Genomic DNA, 17,980 nt, shown 5'->3' on the forward strand with positions numbered 1-17,980 from the left:
GCCGGCGCCGCCGAGCGCGACCGGCACCGGTGCGGATCGCCGTACGGTGGCGGCATGGGTGTGCTCGGAGAGATGTTCCCGCGGAAGCGGATCCACGAGGACTCGGACGCCGCGCAGGGCGGGCAGCAGTGGCGGCTGGGCCCGATCGACCTCGACACGGGCGTGGTGACGGTCGAGGCCGCTCCCGCGCAGGAGGACGACGAGGTGCCGCGACCGCCGTCGCAGGCGGGGGACTGACCGGGACGACGCCCCGCGGCTGCTGCGGCCCCCTCACCGCGCGACCCCGGGACGTCCGCCCCGGCCGGTGGGCCGACCCCCCGATCCGGCCCACCCCGCCACGTCGTCGCACCGGAGCGCGACTTCGATCGGCAGAGTGAGACCCACGGTACGATCATGGTCGGGTCGAGGTCAAGGGAGGCGAGCACGTGCGGCCGCAGGAGCTGGGCGCCGTGGGGCGTGGTCTCGGCCTGCTCGCCGACACCTGGACCCTGCTGATCCTGCAGCGCGCCTTCCTCGGCGTCAGCAGGTACGCGGGGTGGCGGGAGACGCTCAACATCTCCGACGCGACCCTGTCGAGCCGGCTGCGCGGGCTGGTCGGGGCCGGTCTGCTGGAGCCGCGCCCGTACCAGGAGAACGGCCGTGAGCGCCGCGGCTACGCCCTCACCGAACGCGGGGGCGACCTGTGGAAGCTGCTGCTCACCACCTGGGACTGGGAGAAGAACTGGGTCCCGCGCGAGGTCCCGCTGCCCGACATCGTGCACCGCGACTGCGGCCGGGCCACCCGCGTGCTCGTGCACTGCGCGGCGTGCGGCGACGCGGTCGGCCCGCGCGACACCCTGGTCGAGCGCTCCCCGTGCGCACCCGGGCTGGAGACGCTCTCGCGCCAGCACCCGCGCCGCACCCGCGGCACGCTGCCCGCCGACCCGCTGTCGTTCCTGCCGGGCGCGATGGAGATCATCGGCGACCGCTGGGGGGCGGCCGTGCTCGGCGCCTCGCTCACCGGCATCCGGGCGTTCAGCGCCTTCGCCCAGGAGCTGTCCATCTCCCCGGAGGTGCTCTCGGACCGGCTGCGGCGCTTCGTCGCGCTCGGCGTGCTGACCCGGCGCGGCGACGGCGAGTACCGGCTCACCGACAAGGGCCGCGCCTCCTTCCCCATCCACGCCTGCCTGGTCGACTGGTCGCACCGCTGGGCCGACGGCCACCCGGTCGACCTGACCGTGCGGCACCGGGCCTGCGGGGAGCCGCTGCGGGTGCGGCTGTGCTGCGAGCACTGCGGGCAGGCGTTCGACCGCGGCTCGGTCGCACCCGTCCGCCTCCGCTGAACGGGCCCGCCGCCCGGTGAGGAACGATGGCGCCATGACCGACGCCCACCGCCCCCGCGTGCTGTCCGGGATCCAGCCCACCGCGGACTCGTTCCACCTCGGCAACTACCTGGGCGCGCTGCGGCAGTGGGTGGCCCTGCAGGACGACCACGAGGCGTTCTACTGCGTCGTCGACCTGCACGCGATCACCGTCGAGCACGACCCGGCCGAGCTGGCCCGGCGCACCCGGGTCGCCGCCGCGCAGCTGCTGGGCCTGGGCCTGGACCCGGACCGGTGCACGCTGTTCGTGCAGTCCCACGTGCCCGAGCACGCCCGCCTGTCCTGGGTCCTGGAGTGCATCACCGGCTTCGGCGAGGCCGGCCGGATGACCCAGTTCAAGGACAAGTCGGCCAAGCAGGGCACCGACCGCGCGACGGTCGGGCTGTTCACCTACCCGATCCTGCAGGCCGCGGACATCCTGCTCTACCAGGCCGACCGGGTGCCGGTGGGCGAGGACCAGCGCCAGCACCTGGAGCTGACCCGCAACCTCGCGCAGCGGTTCAACCACCGCTTCGGCGAGACCTTCCGGGTGCCCGAGCCCTACATCCCGCAGGCCACGGCCAAGATCTACGACCTGCAGGACCCGACGGCGAAGATGAGCAAGTCGGCGTCGTCGCCGAACGGGATCGTCGAGCTGCTCGACCCGCCGCGGACCTCGGCGAAGAAGATCCGCTCGGCCGTCACCGACAACGAGCGCGAGATCCGCTTCGACCCCGAGGCCAAGCCGGGCATCGCGAACCTGCTGACGATCAACGCCGCGATGACCGGCCGGAAGGTCGCCGAGGTGGAGGCCGAGTACGTCGGCCGCGGCTACGGCGACCTGAAGAAGGACCTGGGTGAGATCGTCGCCGCGTTCGCCGAGCCGTTCGCGGAGAAGGTGAACGGCTACCTCGCCGACCCCGCGGAGCTCGATCGGGTGCTCGCGCGGGGCGCCACCCGGGCGCGCGAGGTCTCCGGCGCGACACTGGCCGCGGTTCACGAGAGGATCGGGCTCCTCCCGCCCGCATGAGCCGCGTGCCCGCCGGCGGGGAGCACCACCGACCCGGGGGACACCATGGCCGAGAATCGCGCCGCCACGATCGCGCACCGGCTGGAGGCCGACGAGGAGGAGACCGAGACCTTCCTCGACCGCCAGCGCGGGAAGCACCCCTGGCTGGACCACCTGGTCCGGGCGGGGGAGCGCTACACCGAGAACCACGGTGACCACTACGCCGCGGCGATCACCTACTTCTCGATCCTGGCGCTGGTGCCGCTGCTGATGGTGGGCTTCGCGGTCGCCGGGTTCGTGCTGCGCGGCAACCCGGACCTGGTGCTGCAGCTGCGCAACGGCATCACCTCCGCCGCTCCGGGCGACCTCGGCGACACCCTGGGCGGCGTCGTCGACACCGCGATCAACCGGGCGGGCGCGATCGGCGCGGTCGGCCTGGTCGGTGCGCTCTACTCCGGGATCGGCTGGATGAGCAACCTGCGCGAGGCGCTCACCGAGCAGTGGGGCCAGCGCGACGACGCCCCGCCGATGATCAAGCGGCTGGCGTTCGACCTGCTCGCCCTGCTCGGGCTGGGCCTGGCGCTGGTGCTGTCGTTCGCGATCGCCTCGGTGACCGGGTCGGTCGGCGGCGCCCTGCTCGGCCTGGTCGGTCTCGGCGAGGTCGGCTGGGCGAAGTTCCTGCTGAGCGTCGTGTCGTTCCTGGTCGGCATCGGCGGCAACTGGCTGGTCTTCCTGTGGGTCATCGCCCGGCTGCCGCGCGAGCCCGTCACCCTGCGCAGCGCGGTCAAGGCCGCACTGATCGGGGCGATCGGGTTCGCGATCCTGCAGCGGGTCATGGTCGTCTACCTGGCCACGATCGGGCAGTCCCCGGCCGGTGCGGCCTTCGGCTCGATCCTGGGTCTGCTGATCTTCATCTTCTTCACCTCCCGCTTCCTGCTGTTCGTGACGGCCTGGGCCGCGAGTGCCGAGGAGAACGACGCCGGCCCGCGCGACCTGCCGGGACCCGCGGTGATCCGGCCGCAGTACGTCGTCCGGGAGGGGCCGGGTGCGCTCGCGTCCGCCGGGCTGCTGACGGCGGGTCTGCTCGGCGGTGCGCTCGGCCTGCGCGCCCTCGGACGCCGCAGGCGCTGAGCCCGCGCAGGACCGTGCGGTCCCGCCGCCGGCGCGGACGCCGCGGGCCGCGCGGCCGGACGGTCCAACCCGGCCCGTCGCGGTAACGGGGCGCCGGACCCGGGCGACGCGACGGGTATGCGCGAGACGACCGCACCGTCGCCGGCCGGGCTGATCCCGGCCCCCCGGTCCCCGGAGCCGGCCGGCGGTGCGGCGCCGTCCGCCCGGCCCGCCACCGGGCCGACACCGCCCGTTCCGCCCGCGCCCGCTCCGGCGGTGACGGCGCCACCGGCCCCGCCCGCTCCGGCCGTGCCCGCCACGCCCCCCGCCCCCGCCGTCGAGCGCCTCGCGCTGCTCTGGGCGGTGCTGGGCGCGCTCGTCGGGTCCGTCCTCGTCGCCGCGCTGTTCCTGGGGCTGCTCGCGCTGCTGCCCTGACGCGTGGCGGTGGCGCCGGTGCCGTCAGCGGCGCCGGCGCCGCGCCGCCAGGGCCGCCAGCGCCGCGAGCACGCCGACGGCGGCGGCCGCGGCCCCCACCAGCACCGCAGCGGGCACCCCCGCCGGGCCCGACGCCGGCCCCGGCGCGGCGGCGGCCGGCGTGCCGTCCTGCGCCGCCCCCTCCTGCGCCGCCCCGTCCGCCGTCGTGCCGTCCGCAGCCGTGGCCCCCGTCGGCGGGGTGCCCGGGCCGGCCAGCGTCCCGACCCCCGTGCGCGGCGCGCCGAAGCCCCAGTCGAGCAGCGCGCGGGACTGGTCGACCATCCGCACCGGGCGCTGCTCACCGCGCACGACCGCGACCACCAGTCGTCGCCCGTCGCGCTCCACGGCCCCGACGAAGGTGTGCCGGGCGGCGTCGGTGAAGCCGTTCTTCCCGCCGAGGAAGCCGGGGGTGCCGAGCAGGCGGTCGTCGTTGCCGAGCAGGAAGCCGGGCTTGTCGGCGAACCCCGGGAAGGGGATCGAGCGGGTGGTCAGCGCCGCGGCGATCCGCGGCCGGTCGAGCGCGGCACGCAGCAGCAGCGCCAGGTCGTAGGCCGAGGACGCCGTGCCCGGGCCGTCGAGACCCGACGGCGTCGCGGGGCGGGTGTCGAGCGCGCCGAGGCGGGCGGCCTCCTCGCGCATCGCGGCGAGCGTGGCCGGGACGCCGCCCAGCTCGCGGGCCAGCGCGTTCGCGGCGTCGTTGCCCGAGGACAGCAGCAGCCCGTGCAGCAGCTGGTCGACGGTGTAGCGCCCGCCGGGGCCGATACCGGCGCGGCTGCCGTCGACGTCGGCGTCCTCGGTGGTGCCGACGACCACGCGGTCCATCGGCAGCCGCTCGTCGACGACCAGCGCGAGCAGCAGCTTGACCGTCGACGCCGGGCGCTGGCGGGAGTGCGGCGCGCGGGCGGCGAGCACCGCACCCGTGCCGAGGTCGGCGACGACGTAGGACGCGACCCCCACCGGCGGCGGCGCCACCTCGCCGGCGTGGGTGTCGCCGCAGCCGGTCAGGCCGCCGACCGGCGGGGACGGCACGGGCAGCGGCGCCACCGGCACCGTCTCCTCGCGCGCCGGGGGCCCGGGCGGGACCTCCTGGCCGGGGCAGCCGCCCGCGCGGGCGGCCGCACCGGGGACGGCGCCGTGGGCCGTTCCGGACACCGCGAGGGCCGACACCGCCAGCACCATCCCGAGCCACCGCACGCCACCGCGACGCCGGCGACCCGGCCGGGCACTGATCGTCACCGGTGCAGCATGGCCCACCGCGCGCCCGGACGGTGCCGTCGGCGCCGCCGCCGGCACCGCGCGCCGCGGGACCTCAGTCCTCGACGATCGCCTTCACCCGGTCGAGGCTGCGCTCCAGGCCCTCGCGCATCATGCCCTCGCGGTCCTTGCCGAGGACGCCGCTGCGCTGCAGCAGCCGCACCGGCAGCGCGGCGGTCCCGGTCTTCTCCCGCCAGGCGGTCACCGTCGTCGCGCCGTCACCGGCGGGCTCGAGGACCCAGCCCCAGGCCGTCTTCGACTCGCTGACGACGAAGGTGAACCGGTGGTGCGGCTCGCACTCGGTGACCCGGCAGTGCGTCGACCAGCGGATCCGGCCGTGCCGGTTGCCGCCGGTGAACTTCGCGCCGAGAGCCGGCCCGGTCGCGTCGCCGCGCCAGCGCCCGCCGGTGGCCTCGGGGCTCCACTCGCCGGCCCGGGTGATGTCGGAGACCAGCGCCCACACCCGCTCCGGCGGGGCCTGCACCGTACGTTCCGCGCGATCCATCGCTCCTCCTCGACGTCTGTCACGACTCCCGGGACAAGATCGTCCGGGTGCGCGGACCGTACCGTCCGTCAACCGCTCGACGATTCCGCGTCACGGCCGTGTTTCGACTTCTGCCGAAACCGTTGTCCAGCGGTTACCGTCCCGTCCGGACGTGCGCCGCCGACCGGGGGGCGCCGGAAGGTGGAGGACACCTCGTGCGGATCAACCAGCGCATGGGAGGCAGGGGCCGGTACGCGACCGCGATCGCGCTCGTGGCCGCCGCGGCACTCACGCTCTCGGGCTGCGCCCGCGACACCGGTGGGGGCGGCGGCGCCGCGCAGGGCGGCGAGTGCGAGCGCACCGCGCCGCCGTCGGTCCCGGCCGCGTCGGCCCAGCCCGAGCCCGAGGCCCCCAAGGCCGACGCGAGCCGGCTGAAGGTCGGGCTGGCCTACGACATCGGCGGGCGCGGCGACGCGTCGTTCAACGACGCGGCGGCCGCCGGGCTCGACCGCGCCGTCGCCGAGCTGGGTCTGCAGAAGGCCAACACCCGCGAGGCCACGGCCCAGGCCGGCGAGAGCGAGGACGCGGGCACCTCCCGCCTGCGCCAGCTCGCCCAGGCCGGGTTCAACCCCGTCGTCGCGGTCGGCTTCAACTACGCCACCGGCGTGAAGACCGTCGCCACCGAGTTCCCGAACGTCCAGTTCGCGATCGTCGACGACGACACCGTGCAGCTCCCGAACGTCAAGCCGCTGGTCTTCGCCGAGGAGCAGGGCTCGTTCCTGGTCGGCGCCGCGGCCGCGCTCAAGACCACGACCTGCAAGGTCGGCTTCATCGGTGGCGTCGACAACCCGCTGATCCAGAAGTTCGACGCCGGCTACAAGCAGGGCGCCGAGGCCGTCGCGCCGAGCATCGACGTCGAGTCCGCCTACATCTCCCCGGCGGGCGACTTCACCGGCTTCAACGACGCCACCCGCGCCACCGAGATCGCCTCGGGCCAGTACGACGGCGGCGCCGACATCGCCTTCGCCGCGGCCGGCCAGTCGAACCAGGGCGTCTTCGCCGCCGCGCAGACCGCGCAGAAGAAGGCCATCGGCGTCGACTCCGACCAGTACAACTCGCCGCAGCTGGCCCAGGTCCGCGACACGATCATGACCTCGATGATCAAGCGGGTCGACGTGGCGGTGTACGACTACATCAACGCGGTCGCGGGCAACACCGTCGCGCAGCTGCCGGACCGGTTCGACCTGAAGAACAACGGCGTCGGCTACTCGACCTCCGGCGGCCAGGTCGACGACATCGTCCCGCAGCTCGAGGCGTACAAGGCCGCGATCATCGCCGGACAGATCCAGGTCAAGTCGACCAAGTGACCGGCGAGCGGGACGCGGTCGCACTCCGCGGGATCACCAAGCGGTTCCCCGGCGTCGTCGCGAACGACGGCGTGGACCTCGCCGTACGCACCGGTGAGGTCCACGCCCTCTGCGGCGAGAACGGGGCCGGCAAGTCGACCCTGATGAAGATCCTCTACGGGATGCAGGCGCCCGACGAGGGGACGATCGAGGTCGACGGGCGGCGGACGCACTTCCGCAGCCCCGCCGACGCGATCGCCGCCGGGATCGGGATGGTGCACCAGCACTTCATGCTGGCCGACAACCTGACCGTCACCGAGAACGTGCTGCTCGGTGCCGAGCGCCGGCACGGCATCGGGAAGGCCGCCCGCGCGCGGATCGTCGAGCTGTCGGCGACCGTGGGGCTCGCCGCGTCGCCCGACGCCCTGGTCGAGCACCTCGGCGTCGCCGACCGGCAGCGCATCGAGATCCTCAAGGTGCTCTACCGGGGCGCCCGCACGGTGATCCTCGACGAGCCGACCGCGGTGCTCGTCCCGCAGGAGGTCGACGAGCTGTTCGCGACCGTGCGCACGATGCAGGGCGAGGGCTACACGTTCCTGTTCATCAGCCACAAGCTCGACGAGGTCCGCGCGATCGCCGACCGGATCACCGTGATCCGGCGCGGGCGCACGGTGGGCACCGCCGACCCGCGCAGCGTCACCAACCGCGAGCTGGCCGAGATGATGGTCGGCTCCGAGCTGCCGTCGCCGGAGACCCGCGACTCCACCGTCACCGACCGGGAGGTGCTGCGCGTCGAGGGGCTGGGCCTGCCCGCCCCCGGCGGCGGGCGCGACCTGCTCGACGGCGTCGACCTCGTCGTGCACGCCGGCGAGGTGCTGGGCATCGCCGGCGTCGAGGGCAACGGCCAGACCGAGCTCGTCGAGACGATCATGGGGATGCGCCGGCACGCCCGCGGCCGGGTCGTGCTGAACGGCACCGACGTCTCGCACGCCTCGACGATGTCCCGCCGCGAGGCCGGTGTCGGCTACGTCCCCGAGGACCGCTCCCGGCACGCGCTGCTCGGGGACCGGTCGCTGTGGGCGAACCGGATCCTGGGCTTCCAGTCCCGGGCCCCGATCGCCCGGCACGGGCTGCTCGACACCGCGGCCGCGCGGACCGACACCGAGCGGATCGTGCGCGACTTCGACGTGCGGACCCCCGGCATCGACGTCATGGCCTCGGCACTGTCCGGCGGCAACCAGCAGAAGCTGGTCGTCGGGCGCGAGCTGTCCGGCGACCCGGTGCTGCTCATCGCGGCCCACCCGACCCGCGGCGTCGACGTCGGCGCGCAGGCGGGGATCTGGGCCGAGCTGCGGCGCGCCCGCGCCGCCGGGCTCGCGGTGCTGCTGGTCTCCGCCGACCTCGACGAGCTGATCGGCCTGTCCGACACCCTCGCCGTCATCTCCGACGGCCGCCTGGTCGGCACCGCCGACCCGGCGAGCGTCACCCCCGAGGAGCTGGGCACGATGATGACCGGAGCCGCGACGTGAGCCGGCTGCGGGGCGCGGTCGTCGCGCCGGTCCTGGCGATCGCCGTCGCCGCGCTGCTGTGCGCGGTAGCGCTGGTGATCAGCGGCGCGTCGCCGTGGACGGCACTGACCACGATCCTGTCCCAGCTCGGGTCGGGCACGGTCGCCGTCGACACGGTGAACTCCGCGGCCGTCTACTACCTCGCCGCGCTGGCCGTCGCGATCGGCTTCCAGATGCGGCTGTTCAACATCGGTGTGGAGGGCCAGTTCCGGGTCGCCGCCTGCGTCGCCGCGATCGTCGGCGGCACGGTCGCGCTGCCGCCGGTGCTGCACACCCTGCTGATCATCGTGGTGGCGCTGCTGACGGGCGCGGCGTGGGTCGCGATCCCGGCGCTGCTCAAGGCCTACCGCGGCGTCTCCGAGGTCATCTCCACGATCATGCTGAACGCGATCGCCACCGGCCTGATCGCCTACCTGATCCGCGCGGAGACCTTCGGCGAGCTGCGTGGCAACAACATCACCACCCCGCCGATCCCGGAGTCGGGCTGGTTCCCGGGCATCGAGGTCGGCAACGGCTCGATCTTCGGCATGGTGTTCGTCGCCGCCGCGCTGGGCGTGGGCTACTGGTTCCTGCTGGGCCGCACCCGGTTCGGCTTCGAGCTGCGCGCCTCCGGCGAGTCGGCGACGGCCGCGGCGGCCGGCGGGGTGAACGCGCGGCGCACGATCGTCGTGGCGCTGCTGCTCTCCGGCGCGGTCGCCGGGCTGGTCGGGCTGCCCGAGCTGCTCGGCCGCGACCACGCCTACACGCTGGCCTCGCCGCAGGGCTACGGCTTCACCGGCATCGCGATCGCGCTGCTGGGCCGCAACCACCCGGTGGGCATCGCGCTCGGAGCGCTGCTCTGGGCGTTCCTGGACAAGTCCGCGGTGGCGCTCGACGTCGTCGGCATCCCGCGGGAGATCGTGCTGATCATGCAGGGCCTGATCGTGCTGTCGGTGGTCGTCGCCTACGAGGTGGTCCGCCGGGTCGAGCGCCGGGCCGAGCAGCGCCGGGTCGCGGCCGCGGCACCGGTGCAGCGACCGGCGGAGGTGTCGTCATGACCGCGGTGCTGCAGCGCGCGCGGACCCTGCCCGGCTGGGCCCGGTCCGCCCTGATCGCCGCCGCGCTCGTCGCGGTGCTGGCGATCACCGTGACGCTCACCGGCCAGACCCAGCTGACCTCCGGCGGCACCGCGTCCGCCGCGGTCCGTCTCGGGCTGCCGATCCTGCTCGCCGGTCTCGGCGGCCTGTGGGCCGAACGCGCCGGGATCATCAACATCGGCCTCGAGGGCATGATGGTGCTCGGCACCTGGGGCGCGGCCTGGGTCGGCTACCAGTACGGCCCGTGGGCCGCGATGCTCGGCGGGCTCGCGTTCGGCGCGCTCGGCGGGCTGCTCCACGCCGTCGCGACGGTGACGTTCAACGTCAACCACATCGTCTCCGGCGTCGCGATCACCCTGCTCGGCACCGGCCTCACGAAGTACCTGGCGACGCTGGTGTTCACGCCCGTCTCGCAGAACCCGCGCCAGTCCCCGCGCCTCGACGGGTTCACCGAGTTCTCGATCCCGGGGGTGTCCGACGGGCTCGCCGCGCTGGAGTCCCAGCAGCGGGTGTTCGTCTCCGACCTCGCCGGGCTGCTGTCCGGGCTGGTCACCGGCCTGACGCCGATCGTCGTCATCGGGATCGCGCTGGTGCCGGTCAGCTACTGGGTCCTGTGGCGGACGGCGTTCGGGCTGCGGCTGCGCAGCGCGGGGGAGTCCCCGGTCGCGGCCGAGTCGCTCGGGGTGAACGTCGTGCTGCACAAGTACGTCGCGGTGGTCGTCTCCGGCGCGCTCGCCGGGCTCGGCGGCGCCGCCCTCGTGCTGAACCCCGGCCAGCTCGGCTACCTGGAGAACCAGGTCGGCGGCCGCGGGTACATCGGCCTCGCCGCGATGATCTTCGGCAACTGGCGGCCCGCCGGGCTGCTCGTCGGGTCGGCGCTGTTCGGCTACGTCGACGGCCTGCAGCTGCGCGCCGGCGGCGAGGCGGTGCACGCGCTGCTCTACGGCGCGACGCTGGTCGCGGTCGTCGTCGCCGTGCTGTGGGCGATCCGCCGGATGTGGGTCGCCGCCGGGGTCGCGCTCGTCGCGGGGCTCGCGGTCTACGCGATCTACTGGGCGTTCGACACCGTCCCCAGCGAGTTCGCCTCCTACGCCCCGCAGCTGGTCACGCTGATCGTGCTCGCGGCGGCGTCGCAACGACTACGACCACCGGCGCGGCTCGGCGAGCCGTACCGGCGCGGGGAGGGGCGCTAGATGGCCGGCGGCGGACCGTCCGGGGCGGGCGCGGACATGATGCGCCCCGACCCACCGGCGCCCGACTGGGACGCCCTGCGGCGCGCCGCCGTCGACGCGGCGGCCTGGGCGTACGCGCCCTACTCCGGCCTGCGGGTCGGCGCGGCCGCCCTCGTCGACGACGGCCGGGTGGTGACCGGCTGCAACGTCGAGAACGCCTCCTACGGCCTCGGCGTCTGCGCGGAGGTCACCCTCGCCGGTCAGCTGCGCCTGTCCGGCGGCGGACGGCTGCTCGCCGTCGCCTGCCGCTCCGGCGACGGCACCCTGCTCATGCCGTGCGGGCGCTGCCGCCAGGTGCTGTACGAGTTCGGCGGCGCCGAGCTGACGTGCGACACCCCGCGCGGGGTGCTGCCGTTCAGCGAGGTGCTCCCGGACGCGTTCGGCCCGGAGGACCTCCCGTGAGCTTCTCCGCCGTCGAGGTCATCGCGGCCAAGCGCGACTGCCACGTCCTGACCGGGCCCCAGATCGACTGGGTGGTCGGCGCCTACACCCGCGGCGAGGTCGCCGACGAGCAGATGGCCGCGCTCGCGATGGCCATCCTGCTCAACGGCATGGAGCCCGGCGAGATCGCCCGCTGGACCCAGGCGATGATCGACTCCGGCGAGGTCCTGGACTTCGGCGACGTCGGACGCCCGCTGGTCGACAAGCACTCCACCGGCGGCGTGGGGGACAAGATCACGCTGCCGCTGGCGCCGCTGGTCGCGGCGTGCGGCGCCGCCGTGCCGCAGCTGTCCGGGCGCGGGCTGGGCCACACCGGCGGCACCCTGGACAAGCTGGAGGCGATCCCCGGCTGGCGCGCGGAGCTGTCCACCGAGGAGATCGTCGCCCAGCTGCGCGACGTCGGCGCGGTCGTCTGCGCGACGACGCCGACGCTCGCCCCGGCCGACAAGCGGCTCTACGCGCTGCGCGACGTCACCGGGACCGTCGAGTCGGTGCCGCTGATCGCCAGCTCGATCATGAGCAAGAAGCTCGCCGAGGGCACCGGCGGTCTGGTGCTCGACGTGAAGGTCGGGTCCGGGGCGTTCATGAAGACCCTCTCGCGCGCCGGGGAGCTCGCCGACGCGATGACCGCGATCGGGGCCGCGCACGGCCTGCCGACCACGGCGCTGCTCACCGACATGTCCCGCCCGCTGGGCCGGTGCGTCGGCAACGCGCTGGAGGTCGAGGAGTCCGTCGCGGTGCTGCGCGGCGGGGGCCCGCCGGACGTCGTCGCGCTGACCGTGGCGCTGGCGGCCGAGATGCTCGCGCTCGCCGGTCTGCCCGACGCCGACCCGGCCGGGGTGCTGGCGTCGGGCGCCGCGTACGCGGTGTGGGAGCGGATGATCGCCGCGCAGGGCGGGGACCCGTCCGCGCCGCTGCCGGTCGCGGCACACGTCGAGACGGTCGTCGCGGAGCGTTCCGGGGTCTTCTCCGGCGCCGACGCGCTCGCCGTCGGCACCGCGGCGTGGACGCTCGGCGCCGGCCGGGCCCGCAAGGAGGACCCGGTGCAGGCCGGGGCCGGGGTACGGCTGCTGGTCGGCCCGGGCGACGAGGTGCGGCCCGGAACCCCGCTGGCCGAGCTGCACACCGACGACGCCGACCGGCTCCCCGCGGCCCGCAGGCTGCTCGGCGGTGCGGCGCTGCTCGTCACCGCGGATCCGCCGCCGCAGCGGGACCTGGTCCTCGACGTCCGGCGGGGCTGAGGCCGCCGGCGGCCGGTGCGTGCGCCCACCGGCCGGGTGACCGCGGGACGGGCGGGCGGGCGTCGGGGCGACGATTCCGATCCGGCACGATGGACCACGATGCGTGAGGACCGACGAGCGGCGGAGCGGGCGCCCCATCCCGCGGTGGCACGGCGCGAGCCGGTGCCCCGGCCGGTGATGGGGTCCGACCCCCGGCGCACCCCGCGGACGCCGCCGGAGGGCGCCGGGGAGGTGACCCGTCCGATCGGGCCCACCGGTGCCGGCCGGGACCCGGGCGACCCGACGGCGCCCCTGGACCCGGTCCGCCGTGGCGCGCCGGTGCCGCCGCCGGACGAGCCGGCCACGCTGCCCGCCGTCGTCCCGCCCGCGGACGCCGCGACCCCCGCCCCGGGCGACGGTGCGGCCGGGCCCGGCGCACCGGCGACGCCGTCCGGCGGGGCCGAGCGGGCGGGCTCGCTGGTCCGGTCCTCCGGGATGATCGCGATCGCCAGCCTGGTCAGCCGGCTCACCGGCTTCGTGCGGAACCTCGCGCTGGTCGCGGTGCTCGGGTTCGCGGTCGTCAACGACTCCTACACCGTGTCCAACACGCTGCCGAACATCGTCTACGAGCTGCTGCTCGGCGGTGTCCTGACCAGCGTGATGATCCCGGTCCTGGTCCGGGCCCAGGCCGAGGACCCGGACGGCGGCGAACGCTTCACCCGGCGGCTCCTGACCGTCGTCGGGGCCGGGCTGCTGGTCGCGACGCTGCTCGCGATGGCCTCGGCGCCGCTGCTGACCCGGCTCTATCTCGGGTCCGGCGACTCGGGCAACGCGAACCCGGCGCTCGCGACGGCGTTCGCCTGGCTGCTGCTGCCGCAGATCCTCTTCTACGGCATCGGCGCGCTGCTGGGCGCGATCCTGAACTCCAAGCAGGTGTTCGGGCCCTTCGCCTGGGCACCGGTGCTGAACAACCTCGTGCTGCTCGGCGTGCTCGTCGTGTACGTCCTCGTGCCGGGGGAGATCTCGGTCGACCCCGTCCGGATGGGCGACCCGAAGCTGCTGGTGCTGGGGGTCGGGACGACGCTGGGCATCGTCGTGCAGGCACTCGTCCTGATCCCGTTCATGCGCCGCATCGGGTTCACCTACCGGCCGGTCTGGGGCTGGGACCCGCGGCTCTCGCTCGCCGGTGGCATGGCGCTCTGGATCGTCGGCTACGTGCTCGTCGGGCAGGCCGGCTACATCGTCACCACCCGGGTCGCGGCCTCGGCGGCCGAGGGGTCGGTGGCGACCTACCAGAACGCGTGGCTGCTGCTGCAGGTCCCCTACGGCGTCCTCGGGGTGTCGCTGCTGACCGCGCTGATGCCGCGGATGAGCCGGGCCGCCGCGAACGGCGACGTCGACCAGGTCGTCACCGACCTGTCCCTCGGCGCCCGGCTCTCGACCGTCGGGCTGATCCCGATCGCCGCGGTGATGACGGCGTTCGGCCCGGCCCTGGGCACGGCCCTGTTCTCCATCGGCGCCGGCAGCGGACCCGGCGCGGAGCGCCTCGGGCAGACCGTCGCCTGGTCGGCGTTCGGGCTGCTGCCCTACGCGGTGACGATGCTGCAGATGCGCGTGTTCTACGCGATGACCGACTCGCGCACCCCGACGCTCATCCAGGTCGGCATGGTCGGGGTGAAGATCCCGCTGCTGCTCGCCTGCCCGCTGCTGCTCCCGCCGCAGCAGGTGGTGCTCGGGCTCGCCGCGGCGAACGGGCTGTCGTTCGTCGGCGGTGCGGTCCTGGGTCAGTGGCTGCTGCGCCGGCGGCTCGGACGGGCCCGCTCCGGCGAGGTGCTGGCCTGTCTGGCCCGGGTCGCGGCGGCGTCCGCGGTGGCCGCGGCCGTCGCGTGGGGGCTCGGCGTGCTCGTCGCGCCGCTGCTGGCGGGCTGGCCCGACGTCGCACGGGCGTGGACCCTGCTCGTCGCCGGCTCGCTGGTCGCGCTGCCGCTCGCGGTCGCCGGCATGCGGGTGCTGCGCGTGCGCGAGCTCGACGCGGTGTTCCGTCGCCTCGCGCGGCGCTGACCCCGCTCAGACGACGGGCGGAGGCCGGGAGGCGGGACCGGTCGCCAGGACCGGCGCGGGACCGGTCCCGGCGGCGGGGTCGGACCCCGCGGCGGGCGCGGCCGTCGCACGCTGGGCGAACGCGAACCACAGGTAGCAGAGCCCGACGACGAACAGCAGGCCGGTGACCGCGCCCTCCACCTGCAGCGGCGTCACCCCGGCGACCGGGCCCGGCAGGAAGACCGTGGCGACCACCAGCGCGTAGAGCAGCGGGTCGAGCAGGCGCAGCAGCCGTACCGCCGGGGCCGCAGGACCGAGGCGGTGGCGCAGGAACGCCAGCGACTCGACGAGCCCGATCAGACCCAGCACCCCGAAGGTGACCCGCCACGCGACGCTGTTCCCGCCGGCCAGCACGGAACCGAGCCCCATCAGCCCGGGCAGGAAGAAGTGCAGCGCCACGTGCAACGTGCTGCGGTGCAGGGCCGGGTCGCTGCGCCAGCCGCCGTGCGACAGGCCGATCACCGTGAACCAGAGACCGAGCAGCGTGAAGCTGACCGAGCTGAGGCTCTGGTAGAAGCTCAGGGCCGGATCCACGACGACCTCCACCGGTCGGACGACGGTGCAGCGATGATGGCGGCGGTGCCATCGGGTGTCTGCGCCCGATCGGCGCATTCACGGCCCCGGAACGCGCGAACGCCGCGCCCCGGGGTGCGGGGCGCGGCGTGCGCGGGCGGTCGTGCGGAGGCTCAGTCGTCCGGGTCGTCGCCGACCAGGTCGGCGGCCGAGGCACCGTTCTGGCTCTTGACCGCCACCTTGGCCCGGCCGCGGCGCTGGGCCGGGCGGGGCGGGGGCGGCGGGGCCTGCTGGGCGTACTGCCCGCCCCGGCCCATGATCAGCTCCGCGAAGGTCGCCATGGCCTCGTCGAGCTGGCTGGCGTTGCGGCGCTCGGAGTCGGCGTTGGCCTTGGTGACCAGGTCGGTGACCGAGCCGGTGTCCGGGCGGTCGCGCAGCACGGTGTCGAGGCCCGAGAGCCGGTCGTCGACGCCGGAGGCGAGCTTGTCGACGTCGCCCGCGAGCTTCTGCAGGCGGGTGTCGACCTCACCGGTGAGCGTGTCGAGCCGGCCGTCGACACCGGTGGACAGCGCGTCGAGCTTGCCGTCGACGTTCTCGGTGAGGGCGTCGAACCGGCCGTCGACGGCGTCGGACAGCGAGGTCAGGCGCTCGGTGACCGAGCCGTCGAGCTCGCCGAGGCGGTCCTTCAGCGAGCCGCCGAGCTTGCCGACGCGCTCCTTCACCGACCCGTCGAGGTCCGACAGCCTGCCGTCCAGCCCGGTCTCGACGGCGTCGAGGCGGGTGCCGACCTGCTCCAGGCGCGCGGAGAGGGCCTCGAGGCGCTCGGTGAGCGCGTCGAACGCCGGCGCCGGGTCGACGGCGGGGCGCTGGGCCAGGTCCTCCAGGCGGCGGTGCAGGCCGACCGAGGTGTCGCCCAGCAGGTTGCGCAGGCCCTCGCCGGTCTCCTCGAAGGAGTGCACGGCCGCGTCGAGCTGCTCGCGGACCTGGCGCTCCACGCCGTCGACGCGCTCCTTGATCGGGGAGGCGACGGCGTTGGGCATCGCGTCGAGACGCATCTCGTGCCGGTCGAGCCGGTTGTCGAGGTCGTCGAGGCGCTTGTGCAGGCCGCCGAGGCGGTCGTCGAGCCCGTCCATCCGGCCCGAGACGCCCTCGAGACGCCCGCCCATGCCGTCGAGCCGGCCGTCGAGCTGGGCGATCGGCTTCGCCAGCTTGTCGGGCAGGGACTCGATGGCCCGGGTGATCGCGCCGAGCACGATCTCGGTGTTGTCCAGCTTGGAGACGGTCTCGTCGAGCCGCTCGGCCAGGACGTTCAGCTCGGTCCGGTCGGGGATCTCGGTGAGCTTCTTGCGCACGGTGCCGATGGCGTCCAGTGCGGCGAGCCGGGCGTGGATCTCGTCGAGGGAGTCGAAGATCTGCTGCTGTTCGCTGTCACGGATCTCGGCCGCCCGCATGAGCATGCCGCGCATCCGGTCGAACGAGAGGTTCGAAGTGTCGCTCATGGCACCTGCTGCGCTTCCTCTGAGCCAAGTGGGGAGTGCCCAGAGGGTAGCGACCGCCGTTCGAGGGTCGACGGACGGTGGCGCGTTGATCCGTCCGGGGTGCCTCGGCCCCCCGGATCGGGCGTGATCATGGCAGGTCCGGACCCCGTGCGCCGCACGCCACGCCGGGCGTCGTCGGTGGGTACCGTGCCGCTGTGGCAGATCCCACCGTTCCCTCCCCGGCCCCGCTCACCCGCGAGAACGTCCGTCGCGCCCCGAAGGTGCTCCTGCACGACCATCTCGACGGCGGGCTGCGCGTCGGGACGGTCGTCGAGCTGGCCCGCGAGCACGGCTACGACAGGCTCCCCACCACCGACCCCGGCGAGCTCGCCGCGTGGTTCCTCGGCGCGGCGCACTCCGGCTCGCTCGTGCGCTACCTCGAGACCTTCGGCCACACCGTCGCGGTCCTGCAGACCCGCGAGGCGCTGACCCGGGTCGCGGCCGAGGCCGCCGAGGACCTGGCCGCCGACGGCGTCGTGTACGCCGAGGTGCGCTTCGCCCCCGAGCTGCACGTCGAGGCCGGCCTCGACCTCGACGCCGTCGTCGACGCCGTGCTCGACGGGTTCCGGATCGGCACCGCGACCGCCGCCGCGGCCGGGCGGACGATCCGGATCGGCACCCTGCTCACCGCGATGCGGCACGCCGCGCGCTCGCGCGAGATCGCCGAGCTGGCGGTGCGCCACCGCGACGCCGGCGTGGTCGGGTTCGACATCGCCGGCGCGGAGAAGGGCTTCCCGCCCACCCGCCACCTCGACGCCTTCGAGTACGTCCGCCAGCGGTGCGCGCACGTCACGATCCACGCCGGGGAGGCGTTCGGGCTGCCGTCGATCCGCGAGGCGCTGCAGTGGTGCGGCGCCGACCGGCTCGGCCACGGCGTCCGGATCGTCGACGACATCACCGTCACCGGCGACGGGCCGCAGCTGGGCCTGCTCGCCGCGTGGGTGCGCGACAGCCGGGTGCCGCTGGAGATGTGCCCGACGTCCAACGTGCACACCGGGGCGGCGCCGTCGCTGGCCGAGCACCCGATCGGGCTGCTCACCGACCTGCGGTTCCGGGTCACGGTCAACACCGACAACCGGCTCATGTCCGGCTGCACGATGACCAGCGAGATGGCCGACCTCGCCGAGACCTTCGGCTACGGCTGGGACACCCTGCGCTGGTTCACCGTCAACGCGATGAAGTCGGCGTTCATCGGGTTCGACGAGCGCCTCGCGCTCATCGAGGACGTCATCAAGCCCGGGTACGCGGCGCTGGCGGGCGGCGCGCCCGCCTAGT

At 74.8% G+C, this 17,980-nt stretch carries 17 protein-coding genes; 13 read left to right on the plus strand and 4 right to left on the minus strand.

The features are described from left to right. Window positions 1-54 precede the first annotated feature (54 nt). The 5 genes from WJX68_RS15365 (at window position 55) to WJX68_RS15385 (ending at window position 3,894) form a co-directional block, all read left to right on the plus strand. Window positions 55-237, plus strand: coding sequence for a hypothetical protein (locus WJX68_RS15365; protein WP_340291331.1), 183 nt, complete (start codon window positions 55-57; stop codon window positions 235-237). Between the two features lie 188 nt (window positions 238-425). Then, entirely contained in the window at window positions 426-1,322 is an 897-nt protein-coding gene (locus tag WJX68_RS15370) for a winged helix-turn-helix transcriptional regulator (RefSeq protein ID WP_340291333.1), read from the plus strand. 34 nt (window positions 1,323-1,356) lie between these two features. Further along, window positions 1,357-2,370: a tryptophan--tRNA ligase gene (trpS, locus tag WJX68_RS15375; protein ID WP_340291335.1), complete on the plus strand. Its 1,014-nt coding sequence runs from the start codon at window positions 1,357-1,359 to the stop codon at window positions 2,368-2,370. Window positions 2,371-2,415: 45 nt separating this feature from the next. Further along, on the plus strand, window positions 2,416-3,480 hold the full coding sequence (gene yhjD / locus WJX68_RS15380; RefSeq protein WP_340291337.1) for an inner membrane protein YhjD: 1,065 nt from the start codon (window positions 2,416-2,418) through the stop codon (window positions 3,478-3,480). Window positions 3,481-3,768: 288 nt separating this feature from the next. After that, window positions 3,769-3,894 (plus strand): hypothetical protein, encoded by a 126-nt coding sequence (locus WJX68_RS15385; protein ID WP_340291339.1) that lies wholly within the window; start codon window positions 3,769-3,771, stop codon window positions 3,892-3,894. A 24-nt stretch (window positions 3,895-3,918) separates the two neighbouring features. On the opposite strand, the gene WJX68_RS15390 is transcribed toward WJX68_RS15385, so the two are convergent. Together WJX68_RS15390 and WJX68_RS15395 are read right to left on the minus strand one after the other, a co-directional pair. Further along, window positions 3,919-5,169 carry a D-alanyl-D-alanine carboxypeptidase family protein gene (locus WJX68_RS15390; RefSeq protein WP_340291341.1) on the minus strand — a complete coding sequence of 417 codons (1,251 nt, stop codon included), beginning with the start codon at window positions 5,167-5,169 and terminating at the stop codon, window positions 3,919-3,921. 73 nt (window positions 5,170-5,242) lie between these two features. Further along, window positions 5,243-5,692, minus strand: a complete 450-nt coding sequence (locus tag WJX68_RS15395) for an SRPBCC family protein (RefSeq protein ID WP_340291343.1) — start codon at window positions 5,690-5,692, stop codon at window positions 5,243-5,245. 212 nt (window positions 5,693-5,904) lie between these two features. Between WJX68_RS15395 and WJX68_RS15400 the strand changes: the two genes are divergently transcribed. From WJX68_RS15400 to murJ, 7 genes are all read left to right on the plus strand, one after another. Beyond that, complete coding sequence (locus tag WJX68_RS15400) at window positions 5,905-7,038, plus strand: BMP family lipoprotein (protein ID WP_340291345.1); 1,134 nt, start codon at window positions 5,905-5,907, stop codon at window positions 7,036-7,038. Next, window positions 7,035-8,546, plus strand: coding sequence for an ABC transporter ATP-binding protein (locus WJX68_RS15405; RefSeq protein ID WP_340291347.1), 1,512 nt, complete (start codon window positions 7,035-7,037; stop codon window positions 8,544-8,546). The genes WJX68_RS15400 and WJX68_RS15405 overlap by 4 nt, the downstream gene beginning before the upstream one ends. Next, the gene (locus tag WJX68_RS15410; RefSeq protein ID WP_340291349.1) at window positions 8,543-9,622 is read left to right on the plus strand and encodes an ABC transporter permease; all 1,080 of its coding nucleotides are present in this window, start codon (window positions 8,543-8,545) and stop codon (window positions 9,620-9,622) included. Before WJX68_RS15405 ends, WJX68_RS15410 begins: the two co-directional genes overlap by 4 nt. Then, on the plus strand, window positions 9,619-10,854 hold the full coding sequence (locus tag WJX68_RS15415) for an ABC transporter permease (RefSeq protein ID WP_340291351.1): 1,236 nt from the start codon (window positions 9,619-9,621) through the stop codon (window positions 10,852-10,854). Before WJX68_RS15410 ends, WJX68_RS15415 begins: the two co-directional genes overlap by 4 nt. 39 nt (window positions 10,855-10,893) lie before the next feature. Next, window positions 10,894-11,295, plus strand: coding sequence for a cytidine deaminase (locus tag WJX68_RS15420; RefSeq protein ID WP_340291374.1), 402 nt, complete (start codon window positions 10,894-10,896; stop codon window positions 11,293-11,295). After that, window positions 11,292-12,575: a thymidine phosphorylase gene (locus tag WJX68_RS15425; RefSeq protein WP_340291353.1), complete on the plus strand. Its 1,284-nt coding sequence runs from the start codon at window positions 11,292-11,294 to the stop codon at window positions 12,573-12,575. The genes WJX68_RS15420 and WJX68_RS15425 overlap by 4 nt, the downstream gene beginning before the upstream one ends. A 231-nt stretch (window positions 12,576-12,806) precedes the next feature. Continuing rightward, window positions 12,807-14,615 carry a murein biosynthesis integral membrane protein MurJ gene (murJ, locus tag WJX68_RS15430; RefSeq protein ID WP_340291355.1) on the plus strand — a complete coding sequence of 603 codons (1,809 nt, stop codon included), beginning with the start codon at window positions 12,807-12,809 and terminating at the stop codon, window positions 14,613-14,615. Between the two features lie 6 nt (window positions 14,616-14,621). On the opposite strand, the gene WJX68_RS15435 is transcribed toward murJ, so the two are convergent. Both WJX68_RS15435 and WJX68_RS15440 read right to left on the minus strand, forming a co-directional pair. Further along, window positions 14,622-15,188, minus strand: coding sequence for a hypothetical protein (locus WJX68_RS15435; protein WP_340291357.1), 567 nt, complete (start codon window positions 15,186-15,188; stop codon window positions 14,622-14,624). Window positions 15,189-15,340: 152 nt separating this feature from the next. After that, window positions 15,341-16,666 (minus strand): PA containing protein, encoded by a 1,326-nt coding sequence (locus WJX68_RS15440; protein ID WP_340291359.1) that lies wholly within the window; start codon window positions 16,664-16,666, stop codon window positions 15,341-15,343. 194 nt (window positions 16,667-16,860) lie between these two features. Here WJX68_RS15440 and WJX68_RS15445 point away from each other — a divergent pair, with 194 nt between their 5' ends. Continuing rightward, window positions 16,861-17,979, plus strand: coding sequence for an adenosine deaminase (locus WJX68_RS15445; protein WP_340291361.1), 1,119 nt, complete (start codon window positions 16,861-16,863; stop codon window positions 17,977-17,979). The last annotated feature ends 1 nt before the right edge of the window (window position 17,980 follow it).

The organism is Pseudonocardia spirodelae (assembly GCF_037727765.1).
Taxonomy (GTDB): domain Bacteria; phylum Actinomycetota; class Actinomycetes; order Mycobacteriales; family Pseudonocardiaceae; genus Pseudonocardia; species Pseudonocardia spirodelae.

Bases quoted from the DNA above. Each gene is read 5' to 3' on its own strand.
- WJX68_RS15365 (WP_340291331.1), top strand. From the start codon at position 55: ATGGGTGTGCTCGGAGAGATGTTCCCGCGGAAGCGGATCCACGAGGAC.
- trpS (WP_340291335.1), top strand. From the start codon at position 1,357: ATGACCGACGCCCACCGCCCCCGCGTGCTGTCCGGGATCCAGCCCACC.
- yhjD (WP_340291337.1), top strand. From the start codon at position 2,416: ATGGCCGAGAATCGCGCCGCCACGATCGCGCACCGGCTGGAGGCCGAC.
- WJX68_RS15395 (WP_340291343.1), bottom strand. From the start codon at position 5,692: ATGGATCGCGCGGAACGTACGGTGCAGGCCCCGCCGGAGCGGGTGTGG.
- WJX68_RS15400 (WP_340291345.1), top strand. From the start codon at position 5,905: ATGGGAGGCAGGGGCCGGTACGCGACCGCGATCGCGCTCGTGGCCGCC.
- WJX68_RS15415 (WP_340291351.1), top strand. From the start codon at position 9,619: ATGACCGCGGTGCTGCAGCGCGCGCGGACCCTGCCCGGCTGGGCCCGG.
- WJX68_RS15420 (WP_340291374.1), top strand. From the start codon at position 10,894: ATGCGCCCCGACCCACCGGCGCCCGACTGGGACGCCCTGCGGCGCGCC.
- WJX68_RS15440 (WP_340291359.1), bottom strand. From the start codon at position 16,666: ATGAGCGACACTTCGAACCTCTCGTTCGACCGGATGCGCGGCATGCTC.